The sequence below is a fragment of the Pseudomonas sp. NPDC079367 genome, assembly GCF_044542195.1.
Lineage (GTDB): Bacteria > Pseudomonadota > Gammaproteobacteria > Pseudomonadales > Pseudomonadaceae > Aquipseudomonas.
This window is the reverse complement of sequence record NZ_JBITTW010000013.1, coordinates 308-26,606: the sequence shown is the minus strand read 5'-3', so window position 1 is coordinate 26,606 and position 26,299 is coordinate 308. Positions and strand designations below refer to the sequence as shown.

At 60.3% G+C, this 26,299-nt stretch carries 24 protein-coding genes and 1 riboswitch; of the genes, 9 read left to right on the top strand and 15 right to left on the bottom strand.

Going from position 1 to position 26,299, the window contains the following annotated elements:
* Positions 1–112: 112 nt before the first annotated feature.
* Both ACIGDJ_RS13275 and ACIGDJ_RS13270 read right to left on the bottom strand, forming a co-directional pair.
* Positions 113–832 carry a 16S rRNA (uracil(1498)-N(3))-methyltransferase gene (locus tag ACIGDJ_RS13275; protein ID WP_101161176.1) on the bottom strand — a complete coding sequence of 240 codons (720 nt, stop codon included), beginning with the start codon at positions 830–832 and terminating at the stop codon, positions 113–115.
* A 147-nt stretch (positions 833–979) separates the two neighbouring features.
* Positions 980–2,386: an adenosylmethionine--8-amino-7-oxononanoate transaminase gene (locus tag ACIGDJ_RS13270; protein WP_397478632.1), complete on the bottom strand. Its 1,407-nt coding sequence runs from the start codon at positions 2,384–2,386 to the stop codon at positions 980–982.
* Between the two features lie 222 nt (positions 2,387–2,608).
* Between ACIGDJ_RS13270 and ACIGDJ_RS13265 the strand changes: the two genes are divergently transcribed.
* The 3 genes from ACIGDJ_RS13265 to ACIGDJ_RS13255 all read left to right on the top strand — a co-directional run bounded on the left by ACIGDJ_RS13265 (position 2,609) and on the right by ACIGDJ_RS13255 (position 6,035).
* On the top strand, positions 2,609–4,369 hold the full coding sequence (locus ACIGDJ_RS13265) for a flavin monoamine oxidase family protein (RefSeq protein ID WP_397478631.1): 1,761 nt from the start codon (positions 2,609–2,611) through the stop codon (positions 4,367–4,369).
* A 504-nt stretch (positions 4,370–4,873) separates the two neighbouring features.
* Entirely contained in the window at positions 4,874–5,425 is a 552-nt protein-coding gene (locus tag ACIGDJ_RS13260; RefSeq protein ID WP_101161170.1) for a cytochrome b, read from the top strand.
* Between the two features lie 31 nt (positions 5,426–5,456).
* Complete coding sequence (locus ACIGDJ_RS13255) at positions 5,457–6,035, top strand: YceI family protein (protein WP_039757580.1); 579 nt, start codon at positions 5,457–5,459, stop codon at positions 6,033–6,035.
* 246 nt (positions 6,036–6,281) lie between these two features.
* Here ACIGDJ_RS13255 and ACIGDJ_RS13250 read toward each other — a convergent pair whose 3' ends face one another.
* The 5 genes from ACIGDJ_RS13250 to ahcY form a co-directional block, all read right to left on the bottom strand.
* Positions 6,282–8,150: a DEAD/DEAH box helicase gene (locus ACIGDJ_RS13250; protein WP_101161167.1), complete on the bottom strand. Its 1,869-nt coding sequence runs from the start codon at positions 8,148–8,150 to the stop codon at positions 6,282–6,284.
* A 221-nt stretch (positions 8,151–8,371) separates the two neighbouring features.
* Positions 8,372–9,184 (bottom strand): substrate-binding periplasmic protein, encoded by an 813-nt coding sequence (locus tag ACIGDJ_RS13245; protein ID WP_397478630.1) that lies wholly within the window; start codon positions 9,182–9,184, stop codon positions 8,372–8,374.
* A gap of 87 nt (positions 9,185–9,271) precedes the next feature.
* Complete coding sequence (locus ACIGDJ_RS13240) at positions 9,272–10,354, bottom strand: hypothetical protein (RefSeq protein ID WP_101161162.1); 1,083 nt, start codon at positions 10,352–10,354, stop codon at positions 9,272–9,274.
* A 73-nt stretch (positions 10,355–10,427) separates the two neighbouring features.
* Entirely contained in the window at positions 10,428–11,273 is an 846-nt protein-coding gene (gene metF, locus ACIGDJ_RS13235; protein WP_101161786.1) for a methylenetetrahydrofolate reductase [NAD(P)H], read from the bottom strand.
* Between the two features lie 159 nt (positions 11,274–11,432).
* Positions 11,433–12,842, bottom strand: coding sequence for an adenosylhomocysteinase (gene ahcY / locus ACIGDJ_RS13230; protein ID WP_039757587.1), 1,410 nt, complete (start codon positions 12,840–12,842; stop codon positions 11,433–11,435).
* Between the two features lie 23 nt (positions 12,843–12,865).
* A riboswitch (S-adenosyl-L-homocysteine riboswitch) is annotated at positions 12,866–12,964 on the bottom strand.
* 196 nt (positions 12,965–13,160) lie between these two features.
* Between ahcY and ACIGDJ_RS13225 the strand changes: the two genes are divergently transcribed.
* Together ACIGDJ_RS13225 and ACIGDJ_RS13220 are read left to right on the top strand one after the other, a co-directional pair.
* Positions 13,161–13,568 carry an acyl-CoA thioesterase gene (locus ACIGDJ_RS13225; protein ID WP_101161159.1) on the top strand — a complete coding sequence of 136 codons (408 nt, stop codon included), beginning with the start codon at positions 13,161–13,163 and terminating at the stop codon, positions 13,566–13,568.
* 222 nt (positions 13,569–13,790) lie between these two features.
* Positions 13,791–14,702, top strand: coding sequence for a formate/nitrite transporter family protein (locus tag ACIGDJ_RS13220; RefSeq protein WP_312999591.1), 912 nt, complete (start codon positions 13,791–13,793; stop codon positions 14,700–14,702).
* Positions 14,703–14,704: 2 nt separating this feature from the next.
* Here the strand turns inward: ACIGDJ_RS13220 and ACIGDJ_RS13215 are convergent, their stop codons facing one another.
* Together ACIGDJ_RS13215 and ACIGDJ_RS13210 are read right to left on the bottom strand one after the other, a co-directional pair.
* Entirely contained in the window at positions 14,705–15,949 is a 1,245-nt protein-coding gene (locus ACIGDJ_RS13215; protein ID WP_371918394.1) for a cation:dicarboxylate symporter family transporter, read from the bottom strand.
* Between the two features lie 77 nt (positions 15,950–16,026).
* Positions 16,027–16,440 (bottom strand): VOC family protein, encoded by a 414-nt coding sequence (locus tag ACIGDJ_RS13210; protein WP_101161152.1) that lies wholly within the window; start codon positions 16,438–16,440, stop codon positions 16,027–16,029.
* A gap of 91 nt (positions 16,441–16,531) precedes the next feature.
* On the opposite strand from ACIGDJ_RS13210, the gene ACIGDJ_RS13205 reads away from it, so the two are divergent.
* Complete coding sequence (locus ACIGDJ_RS13205; RefSeq protein WP_101161149.1) at positions 16,532–17,395, top strand: LysR family transcriptional regulator; 864 nt, start codon at positions 16,532–16,534, stop codon at positions 17,393–17,395.
* Positions 17,396–17,425: 30 nt separating this feature from the next.
* Here the strand turns inward: ACIGDJ_RS13205 and ACIGDJ_RS13200 are convergent, their stop codons facing one another.
* Positions 17,426–18,688 (bottom strand): cation:proton antiporter, encoded by a 1,263-nt coding sequence (locus tag ACIGDJ_RS13200; protein ID WP_397478628.1) that lies wholly within the window; start codon positions 18,686–18,688, stop codon positions 17,426–17,428.
* Between the two features lie 89 nt (positions 18,689–18,777).
* Positions 18,778–19,947 (bottom strand): MFS transporter, encoded by a 1,170-nt coding sequence (locus ACIGDJ_RS13195; protein ID WP_101161143.1) that lies wholly within the window; start codon positions 19,945–19,947, stop codon positions 18,778–18,780.
* A gap of 319 nt (positions 19,948–20,266) precedes the next feature.
* On the opposite strand from ACIGDJ_RS13195, the gene ACIGDJ_RS13190 reads away from it, so the two are divergent.
* Both ACIGDJ_RS13190 and ACIGDJ_RS13185 read left to right on the top strand, forming a co-directional pair.
* Positions 20,267–21,100 carry an EamA family transporter gene (locus ACIGDJ_RS13190; RefSeq protein ID WP_101161140.1) on the top strand — a complete coding sequence of 278 codons (834 nt, stop codon included), beginning with the start codon at positions 20,267–20,269 and terminating at the stop codon, positions 21,098–21,100.
* Between the two features lie 40 nt (positions 21,101–21,140).
* On the top strand, positions 21,141–21,524 hold the full coding sequence (locus tag ACIGDJ_RS13185) for an MAPEG family protein (protein WP_024014628.1): 384 nt from the start codon (positions 21,141–21,143) through the stop codon (positions 21,522–21,524).
* 90 nt (positions 21,525–21,614) lie between these two features.
* On the opposite strand, the gene ACIGDJ_RS13180 is transcribed toward ACIGDJ_RS13185, so the two are convergent.
* Positions 21,615–22,787, bottom strand: coding sequence for a murein transglycosylase A (locus tag ACIGDJ_RS13180; RefSeq protein ID WP_101161137.1), 1,173 nt, complete (start codon positions 22,785–22,787; stop codon positions 21,615–21,617).
* Positions 22,788–22,915: 128 nt separating this feature from the next.
* On the opposite strand from ACIGDJ_RS13180, the gene ACIGDJ_RS13175 reads away from it, so the two are divergent.
* A complete protein-coding gene (locus ACIGDJ_RS13175) occupies positions 22,916–23,365 on the top strand; it encodes a cytochrome c (RefSeq protein WP_312999589.1) in 450 nt (149 codons plus the stop codon).
* A gap of 120 nt (positions 23,366–23,485) precedes the next feature.
* Here the strand turns inward: ACIGDJ_RS13175 and ACIGDJ_RS13170 are convergent, their stop codons facing one another.
* The 3 genes from ACIGDJ_RS13170 to ACIGDJ_RS13160 form a co-directional block, all read right to left on the bottom strand.
* On the bottom strand, positions 23,486–23,881 hold the full coding sequence (locus ACIGDJ_RS13170) for a DUF1090 domain-containing protein (protein ID WP_312999588.1): 396 nt from the start codon (positions 23,879–23,881) through the stop codon (positions 23,486–23,488).
* 97 nt (positions 23,882–23,978) lie between these two features.
* Positions 23,979–25,643: an NAD-dependent DNA ligase LigB gene (gene ligB / locus ACIGDJ_RS13165; RefSeq protein WP_397478627.1), complete on the bottom strand. Its 1,665-nt coding sequence runs from the start codon at positions 25,641–25,643 to the stop codon at positions 23,979–23,981.
* A gap of 189 nt (positions 25,644–25,832) precedes the next feature.
* On the bottom strand, positions 25,833–26,299 hold a 467-nt coding region (locus ACIGDJ_RS13160; RefSeq protein WP_397504561.1), incomplete at its 5' end, for a methionine adenosyltransferase domain-containing protein.

Genomic DNA, 26,299 nt, shown 5'->3' with positions numbered 1-26,299 from the left:
GCTCTGCGTGGTAACGCCTCCTGTGACGCTCTGCGTCACGCTGTTTGGGACGCAGAGCGTCCCCGGGCTGCATTCCCACGCAGAGCGTGGGAATGCAGCCCGGCAAAAAGGTTTAGAAATCCCCCCAAAGTTGCTGGGCTACCGCCAGCGCAACCACCGGCGCGGTCTCGGTGCGCAACACGCGTGGGCCGAGGCGGGCGGCGTGGAAGCCATTGCCTTTGGCCTGCTCGACTTCGCCGTCCGTCAAGCCACCTTCCGGCCCGATCAGGAACGCCAGCGTCGCCGGTTTGGCATGACTCACCAACGGCTCTGCCACCGGGTGCAGCACCAGTTTCAACTCGGCTTCGGTCTGCTTGATCCAGTCCGCCAGCAACACCGGCGGATGAATCACCGGCACCCGTGAGCGCCCGCACTGTTCGCAGGCGCTGATCGCCACCTGGCGCCAGTGCAGCAGGCGTTTGTCGGCGCGTTCGTCCTTGAGACGGACTTCGCAGCGATCGCTGAAGATCGGGGTGATTTCATTCACGCCCAGTTCGGTGGCTTTCTGAATCGCCCAGTCCATGCGCTCGCCCCGGGACAAGCCCTGGCCGAGGTGGATGTGCAGCGGCGATTCGACCTGCCCGGCGAATTGCTCGTCGATCTGCACGACGACGCGCTTCTTGCCAACGTCCACCAGCGATCCGCGAAATTCATGGCCGGAGCCGTCGAACAACTGCACCGCATCGCCCTCGGCCATGCGCAGCACGCGGCTGATGTAATGCGCCTGGGCTTCCGGCAGTTCATGTTCGCCGGTGCTCAGCGGGGCGTCGATAAAGAAGCGGGACAGTCTCATTTCGGGTCTCTGCAAATATGAATCAGTTGGATCGGCGTCGACTTCATTCGCGAGCAAGCCCGCTCCCACACTTGAAATGCATTCCCCTGTGGGAGCGGGCTTGCTCGCGAAAGCGGCCGCCAGGCACTACAGATCTTGGATGATTTTTCAGCCCGGATCGCGGAAGCCGGGGTGGAAGTCTTTTGGCACCGCCACGCTGACGCTGTCACGCGTGGCGATATCAATGCCTTCACTCGCCACTTCTGCCAGAAAATCGATCTGCTCCGGGGTGATCACATACGGCGGCAGGAAATACACCACGCTGCCCAGCGGCCGCAGCAATGCGCCACGTTCCAACGCATGCTGGAACACCTTCAAACCACGGCGTTCCTGCCAAGGGTAGGCCTCTTTGCTGGCTTTATCCTTGACCATCTCGATGGCCAGGACCATGCCGGTCTGGCGCACTTCGGAGACGTTGGGGTGATCGACCAGATGGGCCGTCGCCGAAGCCATGCGCTGGGCCAGGGCCTGGTTGTTCTCGATGACGTTGTCCTGCTCGAAGATATCCAGCGTCGCCAATGCTGCCGCGCACGCCAGCGGGTTGCCGGTGTAGCTGTGCGAATGCAGGAAGGCGCGCAGGGTCGGGTAGTCGTCGTAGAAGGCGCTGTAGACCTCATCGGTGGTCAGGCACGCCGCCAGCGGCAGATAGCCGCCGGTCAGGGCTTTCGACAGGCAGAGGAAGTCCGGGCGGATGCCGGCCTGCTCGCAGGCAAACATTGTCCCGGTGCGACCGAAACCGACGGCGATTTCGTCATGAATCAGGTGCACGCCGTAACGGTCGCAGGCCTCGCGCAACAGTTTGAGGTAGACCGGGTGATACATGCGCATGCCGCCGGCGCCCTGAATCAGTGGCTCGACGATCACCGCAGCGACGCTGTCATGATTTTCCGCGAGGGTCTGTTCCATGGCGGTGAACATGTTGCGTGAGTGTTCTTCCCAGCTCATGCCGTCGGGGCGCAGATAGCAATCCGGGCTCGGCACTTTGATGGTGTCCATCAACAGGGCTTTGTAGGTCTCGGTGAACAGCGGCACGTCGCCAACCGCCATCGCTGCCATGGTTTCGCCGTGGTAGCTGTTGGTCAGGGTGACGAAGCGCTTTTTGTTTGGCTGGCCGCGATTGAGCCAGTAGTGAAAGCTCATCTTCAGCGCGACTTCGATGCACGACGAGCCGTTGTCGGCGTAGAACACCCGATTCAGGCCTTGCGGCGTCATCTTCACCAGACGCTCGGACAGCTCGATCACCGGTTGATGGCTGAAACCGGCCAAAATCACATGTTCGAGTTGATCGACCTGATCCTTGATGCGCTGGTTGATACGCGGGTTGGCGTGGCCGAACACGTTGACCCACCAGGAGCTGACCGCGTCGAGGTAGCGCTTGCCTTCGAAGTCTTCGAGCCAGACGCCTTCGCCGCGCTTGATCGGGATCAGCGGCAGCTGTTCGTGGTCTTTCATCTGGGTGCAGGGATGCCACAACACCGCGAGATCGCGTTGCATCCACTGGTTATTCAGGCCCATTTACAGTCTCCTCGAGGCGGCTCGCGTCAGGCGCGGGCGAACAATCGCGCAAGCCTATGCAATGCATCGCGCGGGAACAACCCATTGTGTCGATTGAGCTACTTTGTCTGAGCCGATAGACGTCGCTGGCGGCGTTTTGATGGCTAACGTATTCTTCGCGGTTCTTGAGTCGTCTGACTCGCAAAACTGCTTTTTCCCACATGTTTTTCCGGAGTTCGCTGAATGTCTGTCGGTTGGCTGCGCGCCTGTGCGCTGGTGATGTTGGGGCTGTTCAGCGTTACGGCGCTGGCCAAGGATAAAACCGCAATCGTGATCGGCGGCGGCCTGTCGGGTCTGACTGCCGCTTACGAGCTGCAGAACAAGGGCTGGCAGGTCACCCTGCTGGAAGCCAAGCCGAGCCTGGGCGGTCGCTCGGGCATGGCCACCAGCGAGTGGATCGGCAACGACAAGACCCAGCCGGTGCTGAACAAGTACGTCTCGACCTTCAAGCTCGGCACCACGCCGGCGCCGGAATTCGTCCGTACGCCGAGCTACCTGATTGACGGCGATTATTTCTCCGCCGCCGATCTGGCCACCAAGCAGCCAGCCACCGCGGACGCACTCAAGCGCTACCAGAAAACCCTCGACGATCTGGCGCGCTCGATTGACGATCCACAGAACCCGGCGGCGACCGCCACCCTGCATGCGCTGGATCAGATCACCGTATCCAGCTGGCTCGACAAGCAGAACCTGCCGCCCACCGCGCGTCAGTTGATCAACCAGGACATTCGCACCCACTACGACGAACCTTCGCGTTTGTCGCTGCTGTATTTCGCACAGCAAAACCGCGTCTATCGTGGTGTTTCCGACCGCGACCTGCGTGCCTCGCGTCTGGTCGGCGGCAGCCAGGTGCTGGCCCAGGCGTTCGTCAAACAGATCAAGACCATCAAGACCAGCTCGCCGGTCTCGGCCATTACCCAGGACAAGGACGGCGTGACCGTCAAGGTCGGCAGCGTCGGCTATCAGGCTGATTACGTAGTACTGGCAGTGCCGTTGCGCGCACTGAACAAGATCGCCCTGACCCCGGCGCTGGATGCTCAGCACCTGGCGGCGATCAAAGGTACCAACTACGGTTGGCGCGACCAGATCATGCTGAAGTTCAAGACGCCAGTGTGGGAAAGCAAGTCGCGCATGTCCGGCGAGATCTACAGCAATACCGGCCTGGGCATGCTCTGGATCGAACCGGCGCTCAAGGGCGGCGCCAACGTGGTGATCAACCTCTCCGGCGATAACGCCCGCGTGATGCAGGCGTTCGGCGACAAGCAGATGGTCGATCAGGTGCTGATCCGTCTGCACGCGTTTTATCCACAGGCCCGTGGCTCGTTCACCGGTTATGAAATCCGTCGCTACAGCACCGACCCGTCGATGGGCGGCGCCTACCTGGCTTACGGCCCGGGGCAGATCAGCAAGTTCTGGCGCCTGTGGGAGCGTCCGCTGCAACGCGTAGCGTTCGCCGGCGAACACACCGACACCTTGTACCCCGGCACTCTGGAGGGCGCGCTGCGCACCGGCCAGCGTGCGGCCAGTCAGGTTGAAGATCTGGCGGCAGGCAAATCGTTCGAACCGGTCAAAGTTGTTCCGGCTGCAGCAGCGGCAGGCGCGGCGGGTGCCGTAGCGGCGAAGAAGGGCAACTTCTTCACTAATCTGTTCGGCGGTTCGGATGACGAGAAGAAGCCTGAGCCGGTGAAAGCACCAGAGCCGGCGCCTGCTCCAGCGCCTGCACCGACTCCGGCACCGGCGCCAGCTCCGGTGGAAGCACCGAAGCCAGCGGCCCCAGCGAAAGCTGAACCGGCGAAGAAAGCAGCGGCCAAGCCTGCGGCGAAGAAGCCTGCGGCGAAAACCGAAACCAAAAAGCCTGCCGCGAAACCGGCGGCGAAAAAGGCTGAGCCGGCGAAGAAACCAGCGGCCAAGCCTGCTGCAACGACCGAGACCAAGGCGCAGTAAGCCTTGCGGTGAATGAAAAAGCGCGGCGTTTATGCCGCGCTTTTTTTTGCCTCTGAGACCGCGTTCGCGAGCAAGCCCGCTCCCACCTTTGACCGTGTTTCTTGTTGGAATGCAATCGCTGTGGGAGTGGCCTTGCTCCACCTTTGACTGTGTTTCTTGTTGGAATGCAATCGCTGTGGGAGTGGCTTTGCTCCCACTTTTGACCGTGTTTCTTGTTGGAATGCAATCGCTGTGGGAGTGGCCTTGCTCTCACATTTGACCGTGTTTCCTCAGTTGGAACGCAATCACTGTGGGAGCGGGCTTGCTCGCGAAGGGGCCGGCGCAGGCATTCCGATTCCGATGCCTTGCAACAACATCCCGCCACACTTTTGCCTTTAATCTTTCCTTAATACGCCACTTCCAGACTCTTGATCGTATTTCTCGATATTTCAAAGCGAAATTTTCCGCTTTAATTCGATAGGTAACTCGCTAGTCTTGGTTCGCAGTTCTCACAGGATTTGGGCAATGCAGCTACGTAACTCTTCTTCGCGCTATGGTTGGGTCAGCATCTTCATGCACTGGGGCGTCGCGCTGGCGGTCTTCGGGCTGTTTGCGCTGGGTCTGTGGATGGTAGGGCTGGATTACTACAGCACCTGGCGCAAAGACGCGCCGGACCTGCACAAAAGCATCGGTCTGGTGCTGCTCGGTGTGATGGTGTTGCGGGTGTTGTGGCGTTTCGTCAGCCCGCCACCTTCTACGCTGCAAAGCTACAGCCGCATGACCCGCGTTGGCGCTAAATTCGGCCATGGGTTTCTGTATCTGGCGCTGTTCGCTGTGATGATTGCCGGTTACCTGATTTCCACCGCAGACGGTGTCGGGATCCCGGTGTTTGGCCTGTTTGAAGTTCCTGCACTGCTCTCCGGACTACCGGATCAGGCAGATACCGCTGGGGTGATTCATCTCTGGCTGGCGTGGATACTGGTAATTTTTTCCGGTCTCCATGCGTTGGCAGCATTGAAGCACCACTTTATCGATCGTGATGCGACCCTCACCCGGATGCTCGGTCGCAAAGCCTGAAATTCAACCTCGACTCAAAGGAAAAGAAAGCATGTTGAAAAAGACTCTGGCCGCTCTGGCAATCGGTTCTGCCGTGCTGTCCGCCAACGTAATGGCCGCTGACTATGTGGTAGACAAGGAAGGCCAGCACGCCTTCGTCGACTTCAAGATCAGCCACCTGGGCTACAGCTACATCACCGGCACCTTCAAGGACATCGACGGCAAATTCAGCTTCGACGCTGCCAAGCCTGAAGACAGCAAGATCGAGTTCAACGTCAACACTGCCAGCGTGTTCACCAACCACGCCGAGCGCGACAAACACATCGCCAGCGCTGATTTCCTCAACGCCAGCAAGTTTGGCAAAGCCACTTTCGTTTCCACCAGCGTCAAGTCCACCGGTGCCAATACCGCTGACGTGACCGGCGACCTGACCCTGCTGGGCGTGACCAAGCCAGTGGTCGTGAAAGCAACCTTCCTCGGCGAAGGCAAGGATCCATGGGGCGGCTACCGTGCCGGCTTCGAAGGCACCACCACCATCAAGCGTTCCGATTTCGGCAAGCAGAAAGACCTCGGTCCGAAGTCCGATGCGGTCGAGCTGTATGTTTCGTTTGAAGGTGTGAAAGCGAAGTAATTTTCGCCGCCACATAAAAACGCCCCCGGTCGCAAGGCCGGGGGCGTTTTTTATTGATGCAACACAGATCCGTTGTAGGAGCTGCCGAAGGCTGCGATCTCTTGATCTTGATTTTTGAAGATCAAGATCAAGATCAAGATCAAAAGATCGCAGCCTTCGGCAGCTCCTACACAAAGCGATTTGCAGCGCTTATGAAAAATGCCCCGGTTCTTCCGAACGGGGGCATTTTTCATTGCGGCATGAAACTCAGCGATTGCGCGTCAGCAAGGCTGGTTTCTCGCCACGCGGGCGGCTTGGCAGTTGATCGAGTTGCTCAGGTGTCGGGAAGCGGTCGGCTTTCGATTCCTTGTGCATGATCTTCGGGCCGTTGCTGCGCGGGTTCTGCACGGCCGGTTCGCTGCGCGGCTGATCGTCACGGGCCGGGCGGCGATTGCGTGGTGCGGATTCGTCACGACGACCCTGACCGTCACGCGGTGCGCCATTGCGCGGGCCGCTGCGTTTGGCCGGTGGCGTGCCGGTGGTCGAGCCATTGCTGTTGCGCGGGCCGTTCTGTCGACCCTGTGGCTGGCCACCACGAGGTGCGCCAGTGCCTGCGCCTTGCGCCGGAGCGCCCGGACGACGGCCACGACCCCCGGCAGGGGCGGCTTTCGGCACGTAATCAACGCGGTTACCGAAGTTATCGATATCGTCGTCGAGGAACTCGTCCGGAGCGCGGTCAGCTGCTGCACGCGGTGGCTGACTCGGACGCTGTTCGCGGCTCGGCGTACCTTCGCGTGGCTTCTGCTGACGGGCAGGGCGCTCGCCACGTTCACCGGCCGGCTTTTCCTTGCCTTTGTCCTTGCCTTTGTCCTTGCGACCGCCGCCACCGCCACCGCCATTCGGGCCGTCGCCGCGTGGGCCACGGGAATTGCGCGGGTTGCGGATGTCCGGACGCTCGCGGGCTTCCGGCTTCTCGGCTTCGATGGTGCTGGAGTCGAAGCCCATCAGGTCGCCGTCGGCGATCTTCTGCTTGGTCATGCGCTCGATGCTTTTCAGCAGTTTTTCTTCGTCCGGTGCGACCAGCGAGATCGCCTCGCCCGAACGACCGGCACGGCCGGTACGACCGATACGGTGCACGTAGTCTTCATCGACGTTCGGCAGCTCGAAGTTGACTACATGCGGCAACTGGTCGATGTCCAGGCCACGGGCCGCAATGTCGGTAGCAACCAGAATGCGCACTTCGCCGGCCTTGAAGTCGGCCAGAGCTTTGGTGCGCGCGTTCTGGCTCTTGTTGCCGTGAATCGCCACCGCCGGCAGACCGTGTTTGTCCAGGTATTCGGCGAGACGGTTGGCGCCGTGCTTGGTGCGGGTGAACACCAGCACCTGTTCCCACGCGCCGGCGGTGATCAGGTGCGCCAGCAGGGCACGCTTGTGGCTGGCCGGCAGGCGGAACACGCGTTGCTCGATGCGCTCGACCGTGGTGTTCGGCGGCGTGACTTCGATGCGTTCCGGGTTGTGCAGCAGTTTGCCGGCAAGATCGGTGATGTCTTTGGAGAAAGTCGCCGAGAACAGCAGGTTCTGACGCTTGGCCGGCAGACGTGCGAGGACTTTCTTCACGTCGTGGACAAAACCCATGTCGAGCATGCGGTCGGCTTCGTCGAGGACGAGAATTTCCACGTGGGACAGATCGACGCTGCCCTGGCCGGCGAGATCGAGCAGACGACCCGGGCAGGCGACGAGGACGTCGACGCCACGGGACATGGCCTGGACCTGCGGGTTCATGCCGACGCCGCCGAAGATGCAGGCGCTGACGAATTTCAGGTCACGGGCGTAGATCTTGAAGCTCTCGTGCACCTGGGCCGCGAGTTCGCGGGTCGGGGTCAGGACCAGCACGCGCGGTTGGCGCGGGCCGTGACGCTGGGATTTGTCCGGGTGACCGTTGGGGAACAACCGCTCCAGAATCGGAAGGGCGAAGCCGCCGGTTTTACCGGTACCTGTCTGAGCCGCCACCATCAGGTCGCGACCTTGCAACACGGCGGGAATGGCCCGCTGTTGCACCGGAGTAGGCTCGGTATAGCCCGCATCTTCGATGGCACGGACTAAAGCCTCGGAGAGACCGAGGGAAGCAAAGGACATGAGTAATCCTGTTTTAGTTAGGGCTTGGCCCAATGGGAGTCTTGCCTGGCGCGAATCACGTTTAAGAGGACGCAATCCCGTCCGGTCCAGCGGCGGTTCCGAAGGCTCGTCAGGAGCGCTCGCGCGGGCTGAAAGCTGCGCTGTAGCGGGTCGTGAGGCCTGTTACGGTTCCGGGCGTCCGGGCGTGAGCCTGGCGGGAACGCCGGAGTATAACAGAGCAATCACTGCGCGCTGCTTTCCTGCTGCTCAACGGTTTTGCCGCCGGCCGTGGCCGAGCGCATTGGTGCGCCATCAACAGGTGCGGCACCGTAGCGCGCGCTGAGCTCGGCGTAGGCCGGTTCGCGCTTGAAACGCTTGAGCTCGGCGCCGAAACGCTGCACCAGCAAGTCCATGCCGGCATTGCGCCGAACTGCAAGAAACTGGCTCTGACGGCTGATAACTGTCGGGTTTTCCGTGATCAGATCGCGAATATTCAGTTCATCGAGCAAATGCTGGCCGACGCGGCGATCAGTGATCAGCAGGTCGATACGCCCGCGCACCAGTTTGCCGAAGTTGGCCTCATGGGTGGGCGCCGGTTCGCGGTTGAACAAGTTCGACTGGCTGAAATCCGGGCTGTACAGATAGCCCGGCGAGGTGCCGATGGTCAGGCCCTTGAGCTGTTCGAGTGTGCTGAACGGGTGCGGCCGATCGTTGGCGTAGAACATCACGAATTCAACGTCGGACAACGGTTCGCTGGGGTAGAGCAGGGTGGCATCACGCTCGGCGCTGTGAAAAATGTCCAGCGCACCGTCGGCCTGACCGGTTTCAAGCATCGACAGGCAGCGCTTCCACGGCAGGAACTGCCATTGGACTTCAATGCCCAACCGCTTGAACACGATGGCTGTGGTTTCGTAGTCCAGACCGAGGTTCTGCCCGCCCTGTTCGTACACGTACGGCGCCCATGGCTCGGTGACAATGCGCAACTTCTCGCCCCGAGCGGCGAAGCTCAGGCAAGTCAGAAGGATAACGCTCAGCAGTTGGGCGATGACGGGCATGGCCTGAGGTTAGTACGCGAAACGCCAGATGAGAAGCTCTGGCATGCATGTTTCGCGCAGTCCCCGTGCGGATTGGCCGCAACAGCCTTATTTGCTCGAAGTTTTGAGCAAATGTTGATGGACCGTTGCGTGGCGTGTTCCCAGGATCCGCTTGACCAGGCCACGACTGAACCAGTCTTTGAGCAAGTGCTGGCAAACCGGCTTGCCAATGCGTTCCTGCTGGTTTTGCAGCGCCTTGTCCCACCACACCCGTGCACACGCCTGATCGAACTCGTTGGGGTGTTCATAGCAGCCGTAGAGGATTTCGCGGATGAACTGACGCAGATGTGCCGGCAACAGCAGCGTAATGAGCTTGTGAAACACGCGCTGCAGGCGCGGTGGTCGGGGCAATTGCGGAGATACGCGGCGGGTGTCGTCCAGTGCAGCCTGGCCGGTCGGATTGTCGCCGTGTTTGGCGACCCAGGCCTGAACCTTGGCCCTGAACAGATGTTTGCGACTCCAGTAATGATGGATCAGGTCCGGGCACTTGTTGACGTCCAGCGTGCGATAGGCGGCCACTGACAGGCAGAACTCTTCGAGGGTGTAGGCGCCCTGTGCAGCCGGAAACAATTCATCAATCAAGGCGATGGAGCGGTCGAGCACATGGGCGTCCTGCCGGTGCAAACCGATGACGCCAGAGTTGAGCAGGCGCATGTGATCGTCAGTCAGGCCCTTGTCCAGCAGTGTTGCCGACAGTGTGCGGTAAAGCAGGCTCGCTTTGTTGTCGCCATATCGGGCGTGGTAGTCATTGCACAGCAGGGTGCCGGGCTGCACCCGCTCGAACAGTTTGAGCGGCGAGCAGTGGAAAAACGTATCGGTGTCGATCAACAGCGCCGTTTCGTATTCGGCCAGTACCGAGCGCAATGCGACGTGTTTGATGCGGAAGTGATAACCGTGGGGCTCGCTCCATGTCTGGCGCGTTTGCGCGTCAAGAGGGCGAACACGTACGGGAAGCTGTTCATAGGGTTGCGGATTGTCGGTGAAGACCTGGATGTCGATCGGGGCATCCGGTGTTTCGCGCAACCACGCCAAAGCACTGGCGATGCTGAAAACAGCTTCTTGATGGTAGGTCTCGGCGCCGAAAACCAGATAGACCAGTTGAGGGCGTTTTTTTGTTTGCGCGCAGATCATTGACGACAACATTCCATTGGTGCTTTTTAGTGAAAAGGCCCGATCAGGGCCTTTTGTACCGCATGAAAACCCTTCAGCGCGGTAGCTTGAGGTTGTTCCAGATCGCCAGGCTAGGTTCGGCCTGGTTCATCGAGTAGAAGTGCAGTCCCGGTGCGCCACCCTGCAACAGGCGTTCGCACATCTCGCTGACGACTTGCTCGCCAAAACGTTGAATGCTTTGCGTGTCATCGCCGTAAGCCTCCAGTTGCTTGCGGATCCAGCGCGGGATTTCCGCACCGCAGGCATCGGAGAAACGCGCGAGTTTGCTGTAGTTGGTGATCGGCATGATCCCCGGCACGATCGGCAGATCCACGCCCAGTGCCTGCAAACGGTCGACGAAGTAGAAGTAGCTGTCGGCGTTGAAGAAGTACTGGGTGATCGCGCTGTCGGCACCGGCACGGGCCTTGCGCACGAAGTTGGCGAGATCGTCCTCATAGTTGCGCGCCTGCGGATGCATCTCCGGGTAGGCGGCGACTTCGATGTGGAAATGGTCGCCGGTCTCTTCACGAATGAATTCGACCAGTTCATTGGCGTGACGCAGCTCACCGCTGGTCATGCCCATGCCGGACGGCAAATCGCCACGCAGGGCGACGATGCGCTTGATGCCGGCAGCCTTGTATTCGTTCAGCAGGCCGCGCAGGTCGTCCTTGCTGTCGCCGACGCACGACAGGTGCGGTGCGGCGGGTACTTTGACTTCGCTTTCGAGCTGCAACACGGTATTGAGCGTGCGGTCACGGGTCGAGCCGCCAGCGCCGTAGGTGCAGGAAAAGAAATCAGGGTTGTAAGTGGCCAGTTGACGGGCAGTGGCGAGCAGCTTTTCCTGCCCGGCATCGGTCTTGGTCGGGAAAAACTCGAAGCTGTAGCGACGGTCTTGGGACATGGTCATACCCTTTGGAACACAAAGCCTTTGAAGCTTGCAAAGCCCCTGTGGGAGCGGGCTTGCTCGCGAATGCGCTGGGTCAGTCAACAAAGATGTTGAAGGACTGATCGCCTTCGCGGGCAAGCCCGCTCCCACAGGGGAGGCAGGCCGACGCGTCAATCAGTAGCGATAAGCGTGCGGCTTGAACGGGCCTTCGACGGTGACGCCGATGTAGTCAGCCTGTTGCTTGGTCAGTTGGGTGACCACACCGCCGAAGCCGCGGACCATTTCCAGGGCCACTTCTTCGTCGAGTTTCTTGGGCAGCACTTCAACGGTCAGACGCTCGGCTTTCTGCGCTGGCGACAGGTCGGCGTACTTCTGGCCGAACAGGAAGATCTGAGCCAGAACCTGGTTGGCGAACGAACCGTCCATGATGCGGCTCGGGTGACCGGTGGCGTTGCCCAGGTTCACCAGACGGCCTTCGGCCAGCAGGATCAGGTAGTCGTCGTTCTGTGGATCGAAGCTGCCGGCGCCGGTGCGGTGAACCTTGTGCACCTGTGGCTTCACTTCTTCCCATGCCCAGTTCTTGCGCATGAAAGCGGTATCGATTTCGTTGTCGAAGTGACCGATGTTGCAGACCACAGCGCGCTTCTTCAGGGCCTTGAGCATGTTCGCGTCGCAAACATTGACGTTACCGGTGGTGGTCACGATCAGGTCGATCTTGCCCAGCAGTGCTTTGTCGATGCTCGCTTCGGAACCGTCGTTGATACCGTCGATGAACGGCGATACCAGTTCGAAACCGTCCATGCACGCTTGCATGGCGCAGATCGGGTCGACTTCGGAAACCTTGACGATCATGCCTTCCTGACGCAGGGACTGGGCCGAGCCCTTGCCCACGTCACCGTAACCGATGACCAGCGCTTGCTTGCCGGACAGCAGGTGGTCGGTGCCACGCTTGATCGCATCGTTCAGGCTGTGACGGCAGCCGTACTTGTTGTCGTTCTTGGACTTGGTCACCGAGTCGTTGACGTTGATGGCCGGGATCTTCAGCTCGCCCTTGGCCAGCATGTCCAGCAGACGGTGTACGCCGGTGGTGGTTTCTTCGGTCACGCCGTGAACGCGATCGAGCACTTGCGGGTATTTCTTGTGCAGCAGCTCGGTGAGATCGCCGCCGTCGTCAAGGATCATGTTGGCGTCCCATGGCTGACCGTCCTTGAGGATGGTCTGCTCCAGGCACCACTCGTACTCTTCTTCAGTCTCGCCTTTCCAGGCGAACACCGGGATACCGGCAGCGGCGATAGCGGCAGCGGCCTGATCCTGAGTGGAGAAAATGTTGCAGGACGACCAGCGCACTTCGGCACCCAGGGCAACCAGGGTTTCGATCAGCACGGCAGTCTGAATGGTCATGTGGATGCAGCCGAGGATTTTCGCGCCCTTGAGCGGCTGCTCGGAGGCGTACTTGCGGCGCAGGCCCATCAGGGCAGGCATTTCCGATTCGGCGATGATGGTTTCGCGACGGCCCCAGGCAGCCAGGGACATGTCGGCAACTTTGTAATCGGTAAAATCGGCAGGCGTGTTGACAGCGCTCATGAAGAGCCTCCATTCGTAATGTATGCGAATGGGCGCCGTTGTGCGTTTAGTGTCCGGCGTGAGCCGGTCAACGCCCCATCCGAGCCTGACAGGTCGAACCTGCTGCAGCGCCCCTCGGACAGGTGGCGGGAAAACGGTATCAATCGAAGATGACCGTTTTAAAACGGGGGCGATTATAGCCGCCCGGGCTGATCTTCCAAAGGGTTTCTGTCGGCCAGATGAAGATCGCCAATGGCGACCATAGTCGCAGCTGGCTGGAGCCTGACTGATCGGTCTGCCAAGATGGGCGCATCTTTCGGCAAGCGCTCAGGAGTGAACATGAATTTCCACACCCGCAAATGGGTAAAACCCGAAGACCTCAACCCCAACGGCACCCTGTTCGGCGGCAGCCTGCTGCGCTGGATCGATGAAGAAGCAGCGATCTACGCGATCGTGCAACTGGGCAACCAGCGTGTCGTGACCAAGTACATCTCGGAAATCAACTTCGTCAGCGCCTCGCGCCAGGGCGACATCATCGAACTGGGCATCACCGCCACCGAATTCGGCCGCACCTCGATCACCCTGACCTGCGAAGTGCGCAACAAGATCACCCGCAAGAGCATCCTGACCGTCGAGAAGATGGTGTTCGTCAATCTCGGCGAAGACGGCCTGCCGGCGCCGCACGGGCGGACCGAGATCAAATATGTGAAAGACCAGTTTCAGGAAGATGAACCCGTTACCAGGTGACATGGGCGGCGCGCCCTTCGCGAGCAAGCCCGCTCCCACATTTGGAATGCGTTCCCTTGCGGAAGCAATCCCGCTCCACATTTGGAATTGGAATGCGTTCCCTTGTGGGAGCGGGCTTGCTCGCGAATGCGGTTGTGCAGCCACCGAATCTTTATCTGACCACTGAACAGTCGTGAGCCGCGGGAGTCGTAGCTAAACACCACCCCCCACGGTTCTCACGCCATGACCACCCCCACCAGCGACAAGACCCCCGACCTCTCGGCCAAGGAACAGCACGAAGTCGAGAAGAGCCAGCCGCCGCGCGCGGCCGTTCTGCATGAAATCATCCGCACCCAGGGCGATCAGGAGCTGGAGCGCAGCATTGCCGCGCTGTGGTGGTCAGCGCTGGCGGCAGGCCTGACCATGGGCCTGTCGCTGATGGGCATGGGTTTACTCAATTCGCGCTTGCCTGATGGTGACGAATTCAAGGTGATCGCCAGTTTTGGCTACTGCGCGGGGTTCCTCGCAGTGATCCTTGCGCGCCAGCAACTGTTCACCGAGAACACCCTGACCGCCGTGCTACCGGTGATGACCAAACCGACGCTGCTCAATTTCGCCCGATTGATCCGCCTGTGGAGCGTGGTCCTGATCGGCAACCTCTGCGGGACGATTCTGGTCGCCTACGTGATGCTGGAGCTGCCGATCTTCGACAGCAAGACCGACGTCGCCTTCCTCGAAATCGGCCGCAAGGTCATGGAGCACAGTGCCAGTCAGATGTTTGCCAAGGGCATCGTTTCCGGCTGGATGATCGCCACCATGGTCTGGATGATCCCGTCCATGGAGAGCGCGAAGATGTGGATCATCATCCTCATCACTTACTTCATGGCACTGGGCGACTTCACCCATATCGTCGTCGGATCGGCGGAAGTGTCGTATCTGGTGTTTGCCGGCGAATTGCCGTGGAGTGATTTCTGGGCGGTATTCGCCGGGCCGACATTGGCGGGGAACATCATTGGCGGCAGTTTCATCTTCGCGCTGATCAGCCATGCGCAGATTCGCAGCGAAAGCGGTGCGCCGCAGGCTGACAAGCCGAGCCCTGATGAAACAGGCTCGGCAGGTAAACGCGCAGTGGGTAACGAGCACCGGGGCGAATAGCTTCAGGCTTGCAGCGTCGGCTGATCTGCAGCTGCCGCGTCCTCGGGTGCTTTCAGCTGGCCCTCCCATCGGGCGATGACCAACGGCGCCAAGGCATTGCCCAGCACATTGAGAGCGGTGACGGGCATGTCCATCAGGCGATAGACGCCAGCAATGATCGCGACGCCTTCTACCGGCAATCCTGCGGTAGTCAGCGTCGCGGTCAAAATGATGAACATGAAGCCCGGCACCCCTGCGGCCCCTTTGGACGTCAGCACCATGATCAATACCAGCATGGCTTGATCGGCCCAGCCCAGGTCGATGCCGTAAGCCTGGGCGATGAACAGGGTTCCCAGCCCTGCAAACAGTGAAGCGCCATCGAGATTGAATGAATAGCCCAAGGGAATGACCATGCTGGTGATTGAGCGCGGCGCGCCATATCGCTGCATTTTTTCAATCAGTTGCGGCATCACCGTGGCGGACGCCGCGCTGCTGTAAGCCAGTATGAGTTCACTGCGGATTTCCCTGAGAAGGTGAAAAAATCCGATGCCGGCGATGCGTGCCACCAGCCCCAGTACGCCGAATGCGAACAGCAACACCGCCAGGTAAGTGACAGCGATCAGCTTGGCCAGCGGCATCAACGCACTGAGACCGAAGCTGGCCACGGTGACTCCGATCAGGCCGAAGATGCCGATCGGCGAATAGTGCATGACCAGATGGGTAACCTTGAACATGGTGTCCGAAATGGCTTGCATGACTGCGATCAAAGGCGCCCTTTGCTGCTCGGGCAGCATTGACAAGGCGCAGCCGAACACAATAGCGAAAAACAGCACCGACAGCAGTTTGCCCTGGGACATCGCCAGCACGATGTTATCGGGCACGATGTTGACCAGCGTTCGGCCAAGGTTCTGCGTTTCCCCGGCAGTGGCCAAAGCGGATGCCGGTGCTTGCAGGGTGCTGCTGAAGTCCGCGCCGGCGCCGGGTTGGAATACGTTACCGACGACCAGCCCGAAGACGATGGCAATACTGGTGATGGTAAAGAAGTAGACCAGCGTCTTGATGCCGACTCGCCCGAGCGCTTTTGTGCTGCCGGCGCCAGCAATGCCGACCACCATGCAGGCAAAGACCAGCGGCACCACGATCATCTTCATCAGCCGGATAAACAGATCACCGGCCGGCTGCAGCAGGTTGTCGATAAACCATGCCTTGTGCTCCGGAAACTGGTTGAGAAGGATGCCGACGACGATCCCGGCGACCAGCCCGATCATGATGCGGGTGACAAGGCTCGAGGTGTTTTTCTTGCTCATGTTGTGCCCCTTTTTTCTTGTGTTTGTTGGTGGGGAAATCAGCGCGCGAAGAGGTTGTTGAAGTCCTTGAAGCCTTTGACTTCGATTGGATTACCGCTCGGGTCGAGGAAAAACATTGTGCGTTGTTCCCCTGGCTCGCCGGCAAAGCGGATCACGGGTGGAATCTCGAAAAGGGTGCCGAGGCGGATCAAGCGTTCAGCCAGTGCCAGCCACTCCTGCAGCGGCAGGACGACGCCAATGTGCGGCATCAACACCTTGTGCTCGCCTACCTGTCCGGAGCGGGTAGTGGCAAACGGAACGCCCAGATGCAGGGAGATCTGGTTGCCGAAAAAATCGAAGTCGACCCATGTCTCGGTACTGCGGCCCTCGATGCAGCCCAACACATCCCGATAAAAAATCCGCGACTGGTCCAGGTCGCAAACATGGTATGCAGCGTGAAAAGGTCTGTTCATGGGGTAGCCCTGAGTGAAGGAACTCTCAGGTTAAGCAGGCCGTACGGCGAGGCATAACGGCTTCGCCTTGTTCTGAGCGAAAGGAAAACTTATGGACGTACGCTTTCTGAGAAGTCTGGTGGCCGTCATTGAAACCGGCTCGATTGCAGCGGCGGCGCGGCGGGAAAATCGTACGGCGGCGGCAATCAGTCAGCGTGTGCAGACGCTCGAACGTACCCTGGGCTGTACGCTGCTGCTGCGCACAGCCCATGCGGTGCACCCGTCGGATCAATGCCTGATGGCTTTGCCGAAGATCAAAGCAATTATTGAACTGACACAGGTATTGCAGCATGACCTGCACCAGGATGGATTAACGGGCGAAGTGAAAGTCGGCGCCATTTCCACCGCCCTGACCGGCGTACTGCCAGACTTGATCGAGCGCCTGACACTGTCGGCACCCAACCTGAAACTCAGGATCACCCCGGGTGACTCGAAAAGCCTTTACGAAAAAGTGCTCAATGGCGAACTGGACGCGGCCATTCTGGTGAGGCCGCCATTTCAGCCGCCGAAGGCATTGGCCTGTACGGTGCTGAGGATCGAGAAGCTGGTGCTGGTTGCGCCGCCTGCATGTGTCGGAAAATCGCTCGATACGCTGCTGCGCGAAGGACCTTTGATTCGTTACGACGCGCGTTCCTGGGGCGGTCAGATTGCTCAGCGATATCTTGCTGAACAGGCAATCGAGCCCGAAGTGCTGTGTGAACTGGATGCGCTGGAGACCATCGTGATGCTGGTTGCGCAGGGCATGGGCGTTTCGCTGGTACCGCAATGGTCCGGGATGGCGCTGGAAGGGTTGTACGTTTTGCCGGTGGAGGAGGGACACCTTTACTCACGGGAGCTGGTGGTGATGCACGGCTCGGCGCCGCACCGCCCGTTGGCGATGCGGCACCTGCTCGATCTACTCGGCAGCCCGCCTTGATGAAACTCAATGAAGGGCCACGGCGATGCGTCAGTGCGCAGACTCGCTCGCTACAGTCGGCTCATTGCGCGTCGCGTGCTTGACCAGTTTGCCGATGGACAGGCCCTGCAACAGGATCGACGACAGCACGACGATGTAGGTGATGCTCAGCAACAGATCGCGTTCCGGGCCCAGTGGCAGGGCCAGCGCCAGTGCCACCGAGACACCGCCGCGCAAGCCGCCCCAGGTGAGGATGCGGATGGTGCCGGCCGGCACTGAGCGCCACCGACGCAGCAGCAGGATCGCCGGCGCCACGGTGAGCAGACGCGACAGCAGAATCGCCACCGCCAGCAGACCCGCTGCGGCCATGTGCAACCAGTTGAAAGGGAGCAGCAACAACTCCATGCCGATCAGTGCAAACAGCAGCGCATTGAGCATGTCATCGAGCAATTCCCAGAAGCCATCGAGGTAGCGCCGGGTCATGTCGTTCATTGCCAGATTGCGCCCAAGGTTGCCGATGATCAGGCCGGCCACCACCATCGCGATCGGTGCCGAAACGTGCAGTTCGGTGGACATCGCCGAACCGCCGATCACCAGAGCCAGGGTCAGCATTACCGTGATCTGATGCTGCTCGACGCTTTTGATCATGCGATAGACCAGATAGCCGATCAGCCCGCCGAACAACACACCGCCAATCGCCTCATGGACGAAGAGCATCGCCGTGGCACCGACAGTCGGGGTTTCGCCCAGTTGCGCGATGCCCAGCAGTACGGTGAAGACCACGACCGCCGTGCCGTCGTTGAACAGCGATTCGCCGACGATGGTGGTTTTCAATGGTTTCGAAGCGTTGGCCGTACGCAGTACGCCGAGTACGGCAATCGGATCGGTCGGCGAAATCAGCGCGCCGAACAACAGGCAGTAAAGGAAACTCACGTGCCAGCCGAAGAGGGCAAAAATGTAGAAAGCCAGGCTGCCGATGACGACGGTGGCGATCAATACGCCGAAGGTGGCCAGCAGGCCGATCGGCCACCGGTAACTGCGCAAGTCATTCAGGTTAACGTGCAGGGCGCCGGCGAACAGCAGAAACGACAGCATCCAGTTCATCAGCAGATCGCCGAAGTCGATCTGGCCGATCAGTTGCTGCACGCGGTCTTCGAGGCCGGGAAAACCGAGGACACTGAGGCCTTGCAGGATCAGCGAAAACAGCAGCGCTGTGACCATTACGCCAATGGTCGGCGGCAGGCCTATGAAACGGAAATTGACGAAGGTCAGAAGGGTGGTCAAACAGATAAAAGCGGCGACAAGTTCAAGCATCCGGAGTCCTTTGGATGAAGGGTGAATGGAGTGCGACCGGAGATTGGGCGCAGAAGTTGAAGGGGTGGGGGCTCGGTCTGGCACCACAATCAGCCAGACACATTGACCGTACTCGCCCGCCGCCGTTGCAGGTAGATGAACAACAGCGCCGTCAGCACCGTCAGCACGCCAACCAGTGCCCCGGTCCACGGCAAGTCCGCCAGATCCGCGCCGCTGGCGACTACCAGTCCGCCGATCCAGGCACCTGCGGCGTTACCGAGGTTGAACGCGCTCTGGTTCAGCGTCGAGCCGAGATTCGGCGCTTCGTGGGCCTGATCGATGATCAGCAGCTGCAGAATCGGGCACAGCGCAAAGGCGAAAATCCCCCACAGCACCAGCGTGATTGCCGCCGGAATTACCGAACGGCTGGTCTGGCTGAACGCCGCGAGAATTACCACGACTGCCAGCGCTACACCGACCAGCGACGGCAACAAACGGCTATCGGCCAGGCGCCCGCCGAGCATGCTGCCTGCCGTCAGGCCAACGCCGAACAACAGCAGCATCACCGTCACGCCGTGGGGGCTGACGCCAGTGATGTCTTGCAGGATCGGTGCGATATACGTGAATACGCTGAACAGACTGGTCGAGGCCAGCACGCTCATGCCCAGCGCCAGCAGCACGTTGGCCTTGCCCAGTACTTTGAATTCGCTGGCGAGGTTGGCCTTGTCCATCGCGATGTGTCTGGGCAACCACAACCATTGCGCCAGCGCCGCAACAACGCCGATCACCGACACCGCCCAGAAGGTCGAACGCCAGCCAGCGTATTGACCCAGCGCCGTGCCCAAGGGCACGCCGAGGACGTTGGCCAATGTCAGGCCGGTGAACATCATCGCAATGGCTTGCGCGCGCTTGTTTGGCGCGACCAGCCCGGCGGCGACCACCGAGCCGATCCCGAAAAACGCGCCATGACACAGTGCCGTGACGACGCGCGCCGCCATCAGCGTTGCGTAGTTCGGCGCGAGTGCGCAAAGCACATTGCCAAGAATGAACATCAGCGTCATGCCCAACAGCGTTGCTCTGCGCGGCATGTTGGCGGTGCCGATCGCCAGAATCGGTGCACCGAACACCACGCCCAGGGCGTAACCGGTGATCAGCAGGCCGGCATGTGGAATGCTCACGGCAAGGTCGCGGGCCACATCGGGTAGCAGGCCCATGATGACGAATTCGGTGGTGCCGATGCCGAACGCGGCAACGGCGAGTGCAAGCAAAGCGAGGGGCATGCGCAAGGTCTCTGTCAGTCGTCTTGACGCTTTGATCAGGCATACGCGTGCCAGCGACCGTTTTCGGAGAAAGCGGAGCAGGCAGCTTTTATTGGTTTTTTTTTGGTGTGCAGCTGAGTACGGCGTGGTGGGTTGCAGTATAAACAGCTGCTGACACATGGCGAATCAATAATCTGACTGGTTGTCGTGTGGATTACTTTATGTCCACTGCAGAAGCTGCCGAAGGCTGCGGTTTTTTGCTTTTGGTTTTGACAGACAAGGTCTAAAGATCGCAGCCTTCGGCCGCTCCAACAAGATAATAAAAACAAAGGAGTCAATTGTGCTGGCAACAGCTCTGGTAATGGTGGCGGCGCTGTTGCATGCGGCGTGGAATACCCTGATCAAGTTCAGTGCCGAGCGGCTGCTGGTGGTGGCGTGCATGGACACCGTGGCGCTGTTGTTCGTCGCCCTCGCGTTGCCCTTCGTGAGTTTGCCGCCTGCGGAGATCTGGCCATGGATTCTCGCTTCGGCGGCGTTTGAGCTGCTGTATCGCTATCTGTTGATTCAGGCTTATCGCGTGGGCGATCTGGGTCTGGTCTATCCGTTGATGCGCGGGCTTTCGCCGCTGGTAGTGCTGGCGTTGACCCTGATGTTCGCCGGTGAGGAGCTGAGCACGCAGCAGATTTTCGGAATCATGCTGATCCCGTTGGGCATGGTCTGCCTGCTGTGGCAGGGCGGTGGCGGCGGCCGTTTGCCGTGGTCAATGCTGCCGGTCGTGGCGCTGATCGGCCTGTGCATTGGTTGCTATACCTACATCGATGGTCAGGCGCTGCGGCGTTGGTCGCATCCGCTGGATTATCTGGTCTGGGTCACGTTGCTCAGTGCCTGGCCGTTTCCGCTGTTGGCATGGGTCGCCCGGCGCCCCGCATTCCTGCTGTTCTGGCGCGAGCAATGGAGACTGGGCCTGGCGGTCGGGTTCTGTGTGTTGTTCAGCTACGCTCTGGTGCTGTGGGCGATGCAGTTGGGGTCGATCGCCGAAGCGGCGGCGTTGCGCGAAATCAGCGTGATTCTGGTGGTGCTGTTCGGCATGCGTTACCTGAAAGAACCTTTCGGCCGGCCGCGGCTCTTAGCCTGTGGGCTGGTGCTGATCGGCATGCTGGTGATGAAGTTCTGACCGCTCGCCAATTACTCGAATCGAAAAAAAGGACGACGTTATGACGGTGGCTCTGTGGTGTGTGTTGATCGCGATTTTTCTGCCGTACGTGTGCACGATCGTGGCGAAGGCAACCGGCGGTTTCCGCCTCAAGGACAATTACGATCCAAGGGATTTTCTCGACAGCGTCGATGGCGTCGCCCGTCGCGCCCATGCTGCGCAACTGAACAGCTTTGAAGTGACGCCGGCCTTTGCCGCAGCGGTGATCGTTGCACATCTGGTCGGCACTGCGGAGCTGGTAACGGTCAATGTGCTGGCGGTGCTGTTTATCACCAGTCGCCTGCTGTACATCATTTGCTACCTGGCCGACTGGGCTGCACTGCGTTCGGTGGTGTGGTTTATCGGGATGGGGTTGATTGCTTCGTTCTTCTTTGTGTCTATCTGATAGCAGGATCAAAAGATCGCGGCCTGCGGCAGCGCCTACAGAGGAATGCGTACTCCTGTAGGAGCTGCCGAAGGCTGCGATCTTTTGCTTTTAGGGTTCGTCAGCCACCTGCGGCACTTGCGGCAACGCTGCCCCTTTGGGCCAGAGCATCCAGATCTGCCCTTGCTGCTTCATGTCTCCGGCCAGTTGCCCGGCCGCATCGCCGGTGCCCCAGAACAGATCCGCGCGCACCTCACCGGCAATCGCGCCGCCGGTGTCCTGCGCCGCGACCGGGCGTACCAGCGGTGTGCCATCAGGTTTGGTGGTCGACAGCCATAACAGACTGCCCAACGGAATCACCTTGCGATCCACCGCCGCGCTGTAGCCAGCTGTCAGCGGCACATTCAGCGAGCCGCGCGGGCCTTCGTTGCTGTCCGGGTTGCGAGTGAAAAACACGTAGCTCGGATTGCTGGCGAGCAGCTCAGGGATGCGCGTCGGGTTGGCCTTGGCCCAATTGCTGATCGCGCTCATGGTCACGTCTTCTTTCTTCAGCTCGCCCTGCTCGACGAGCCAGCGACCGATCGGCCGGTACGGGTGGCCATTCTGGTCGGCGTAAGCGATGCGCAACTGTTTGCCGTCCTCGGTCTGAATCCGGCCCGACCCCTGGATCTGCAGAAATTGCAGGTTCATCGGATCAGTCAGATAGGCAACGACGGGCGCTTTCACGCCTTTGGATGCAATCGTCGCCGCGTCGTCGTAAGGCTTGAGCACGCGACCTTCGAGGCGGCCGCGCAGGCGCTTGCCTTTGAGTTCCGGATAGAGGCTGTCGAGCGAGACAATGATCATGTCCTCGGGCACGCCATACACTGGCACGTTTGCTGACGCGGTCGGCGTCAGGCTGCCGGGGTAGACCGGTTCGTAGTAGCCCGTGATCAGACCGTTGGGGTTGTCGTTTTCGGCGCGCAGGCCGAAGACATCGAGGTTGTGCTTGAGAAATGCGCGAATCTCGGCGGCGCTTTGCGGCACATTGGCCGCCGCTGCGCAGGTCGGGGCCCACACTGCGTCGGTTTTGAGACGGGTGCAGGCGCTGCGCCACGAACCGAAACCGGCGACCAGGTCGCTGTCGGACACAGCGGGCAGGGCTTCCCAAGTGGCGCTTGAGTAGGTGGCCAGTGCATGGGTTTTCGGTTTGTCGCTGTCACCGCCGGTGCAGCCAGTGAGTGCGGCCAGCAGGGGAAGGGTGGCAAGCAGTGGGTGACGCCAGGCCTGGAAACGGCGATTCATGGAGTGATTCCTGTGCCGGTTGCCCAAGTGCTCCATGCGCTCAGGCAACCCGTATTTTTAATAGGGCTATTGGTGTTTGACGGTGACGCGAGGATACTGGCCGCCGATTTCCGCGACCTGAAGCCGCCATGACCCTCAAACGAATTGCTGTTGTATTGCTGGCCTGCCTGACCCTGTCCGCCTGTGGCGGCGTTGACCCGAATTCGCCGCTGGGCCAGCGCAAGGCCATCTTCAAGCAGATGCTCAAGACCAGCGAAGACCTGGGCGGCATGTTGCGCGGGCGCATTGCGTTCGACGGGCCAAAATTCACCGAGGGTGCGGTCAAGCTCGATGCCTTGTCCCATGAACCGTGGAAGCATTTTCCGCAGGTGCGCGAAGAAGATCACACCAGCGCCAAAGATGATGTCTGGCAGAAACAGGCGCGTTTTCAGCAACTGGCCCGCGCACTTGAAGCCGCCACCGGTGAACTGGTGGTTGCCAGCCAGGTTCAGCCGTACAAGGTCAGCAATCTCGGGCCGGCCGTGCAGAAAGTTGAAGATGCCTGCAGTGCTTGCCATAAAGAGTTTCGCGATCATTGATTTGTATTGCTTGAGCTGACACCTTCGCGAGCAGGCTCGCTCCCACCCTTGACCAGGTGGTTCATGTGGGAGCGAGCCTGCTCGCGAACGCGGTTTGCCATTCGCCACGAAACCAAAGTCTTACTTGTCGATCTCGTCCAGCGCTTCCTGCAGCTCTTTACGCGACTCTGCCAGTTTTTCCTTACGCTTGTTGATCTTCTCCGGATCGCCTTTTTTCATGGCTTTGTCGAGGTCCGCCTGACGCTGGCTCACCTCATGCTTGGCCTCCAGCACCTTGTTTTCGCGTTCTTTCTTCAAACCGGCGTCGGTGCAGTGTTCGTTCACTTCGCGCAGTGCGGTTTCCAGACCTGCCTGCTGCTCCATGTTGCCGCGCGTTTTGGCCTGTTCGATCTGATTGATGATGCCCTGCTTCTTGGCAGCGCAACCGGTCAGGCCCGGGCCATCTTCTTCGGCCATGACCGGAGCGGCCATGACACCGCAAAGAGTAAGCAGGGCGAGCGGTGCGAGAAATTTCATAAAAGCTCCATGTGCATAGGCAATCGGGGTTGGAGGGCACTGCGCTGTTGGAGCGTCTGCCCGGCCGTTGGGTTCCCGCAAGGCGGGGATTGCAGATTCAGAAGCCGTCGATTCCGGCGGCTTTGAGAGTGTCACTCAAAGCCAGCACCTGCGGATCGCGAAAAAATGCGCTCAGCTGTGCCGCGCGTCCCGGGCCGATGCCGGCTTCTGCCTGCCATTGTTCAGTGTCGCGTTGTGCCAGGGCCTGCCATGAATCTTCCAGTTGTGCCTGTCCGGTCGGTGGCATGCCCAGCGCTTTCAACCAGTGAGCGAACGGCTGTTGCCGTGCGCCGTGAAAACTGTGGATCAGGCGTGCGCTGCTGCGCTCGCCGAGGCCGGCAATGTTAGCAAGCTCTGACGCGTCGAGGGTCAGCCAATCCAGCAGGTGTTTCAGGCGGCCTGTTTCCAAAAGTTTCTCCCAGGTGCCACGCCCGACATGGTGCATGGCCAGACCCTGCTTGCCACTGAGCCAGGTCAGGCGCGCGAGAAACTGGCTTTCACACCCGGGCGTTGGTTGCCAGCAGCTCAGGGCGTGGTAGTCGCCGGCATGGGGAATGCGGATGTCTGCCCGTTCGCTGGTGCGCAGCACGACACTGTCCAGACGTGGAATGGTCAGCCCGGCCAGACTGATTGCCACCTGGTCGCCCGGACGGATGTCGAGCGTTTGCCAGCGTTTGAGCGAGCTGACGCTGACCCGTTTGATCTCGCGGTCATCGAGTCTGACCGGCAGCAGTTCCAGTACCGGCGTGATGCGCCCGGTGCGGCCGATGTTGAAATTGACCTTGCGCACTTCGGCCAATGCCTGGGCGAACGGGTATTTCCAGGCAATCGCCCAATAAGGTGCCTTGGGCTGCCAACGGTGCGCAGGTGGCCGCTGGTTCTGGCGCAACACCACGCCGTCACTGGCAAAGGGCAGCGGCGAGCGATACCAGTGTTCGCGCCATTGTCGCGCGTCTTCGAATCGGGTGATGGGTTGTGCATAGGTCTGGGTTGTCGCGAATCCCAGCGTCTGCAGTTCTGACAAGCGTTCAGGAAGGTCTATCGGGCCTTGCGGCCAGTCCCAAACAAACAGGCCGATCCCGGCGGCCTGTTCGGCATCGAGGGTTTTACGCCCCATAAGGCCGGCCACGGTGGCGCGGGCATTAATACTGCCGGACCTGGCTTGCACATGTGCATTCAAGCGCCAGTAGAGTTCACCCTGCACCAGCAGATCCCGTGGCTGCGTCAGGCGTTGCGGAATGGTCGCGATCTTGCGCGCCGAGACTGTCCAGTCTTGACCAGTGACCCCGTCACCGCGACTGATGGCCTGGCGCAATATTCCCTGGCGGTAGATCAGCGTGACAGCCACACCGTCGACCTTGGGCTGCACCCAGACGTTCTGGCGATCGCGTAGCCAGTTGGCGACATCTTCGGCTTTGTGCAGCTTGTCCAGACCGGTGTGGGCGATCGGGTGGGTAACCGTGCCGGACGCGGTGCGCAACGGCTGCGGTGATGACGGTTGGTTGAAGCAGGCTCGCCATTTTTCCAGTCGCAGCAGGGACTGGTCGTAGAGTTCGTCGGTGATCAATGAACGGCCTTCGCGATGATAGGCGTTGTCCCATTGGTCGATCTGGGTCTGCAGGGTGGTGATTTGCTTTTGCGCTTTGAGAGCCGTCCAGTCGGGGCAGCTGGCGAGCGTCGGATGGGCAATAACAATCAGCAGTAAGGCAAGCAGCGAGCGCATCGTGAGCATCCTTGCTCAGTGATAGTTCTTGAAGGCTAGTCAGAATTTCGAGCAAGGTCGGGCGGGTGTTTTGCGGGGTATTTCGTTAGATCAAAGTCAAATGATCGTCCGAAGGCTGCGAACTTTTGCTCTTGCATGAAAAAGCCCCGCACGGCGCGAACCGTGCGGGGCTTTCATGCAGCCAGGGTTTTACAGGCCAGCGGCAGAACGCAGGGCGTCGGCGCGGTCGGTTTTTTCCCAGGTGAACGTGGTGAAGCTGTCTTCGCCAACGGTCTTGGACTGCGGCGCGCGACCGAAGTGGCCGTAGGCTGCGGTTTCCTGGTACATCGGGTGCAGCAGGTCGAGCATGGTGGTGATGGCGTATGGACGCAGGTCGAACACTTCACGCACCAGTTTGATGATCTTGTCATCGCTGATCTTGCCGGTGCCGAAGGTGTTCAGCGAGATCGAAGTCGGTTGGGCCACACCGATCGCGTAGGAAACCTGAATCTCGCAACGCTCGGCCAGGCCGGCCGCGACGATGTTCTTGGCCACGTAACGGCCAGCGTAGGCAGCCGAACGGTCAACCTTCGATGGATCCTTGCCGGAGAACGCGCCGCCGCCGTGACGGGCCCTGCCGCCGTAGCTGTCGACGATGATCTTGCGGCCGGGCAGAC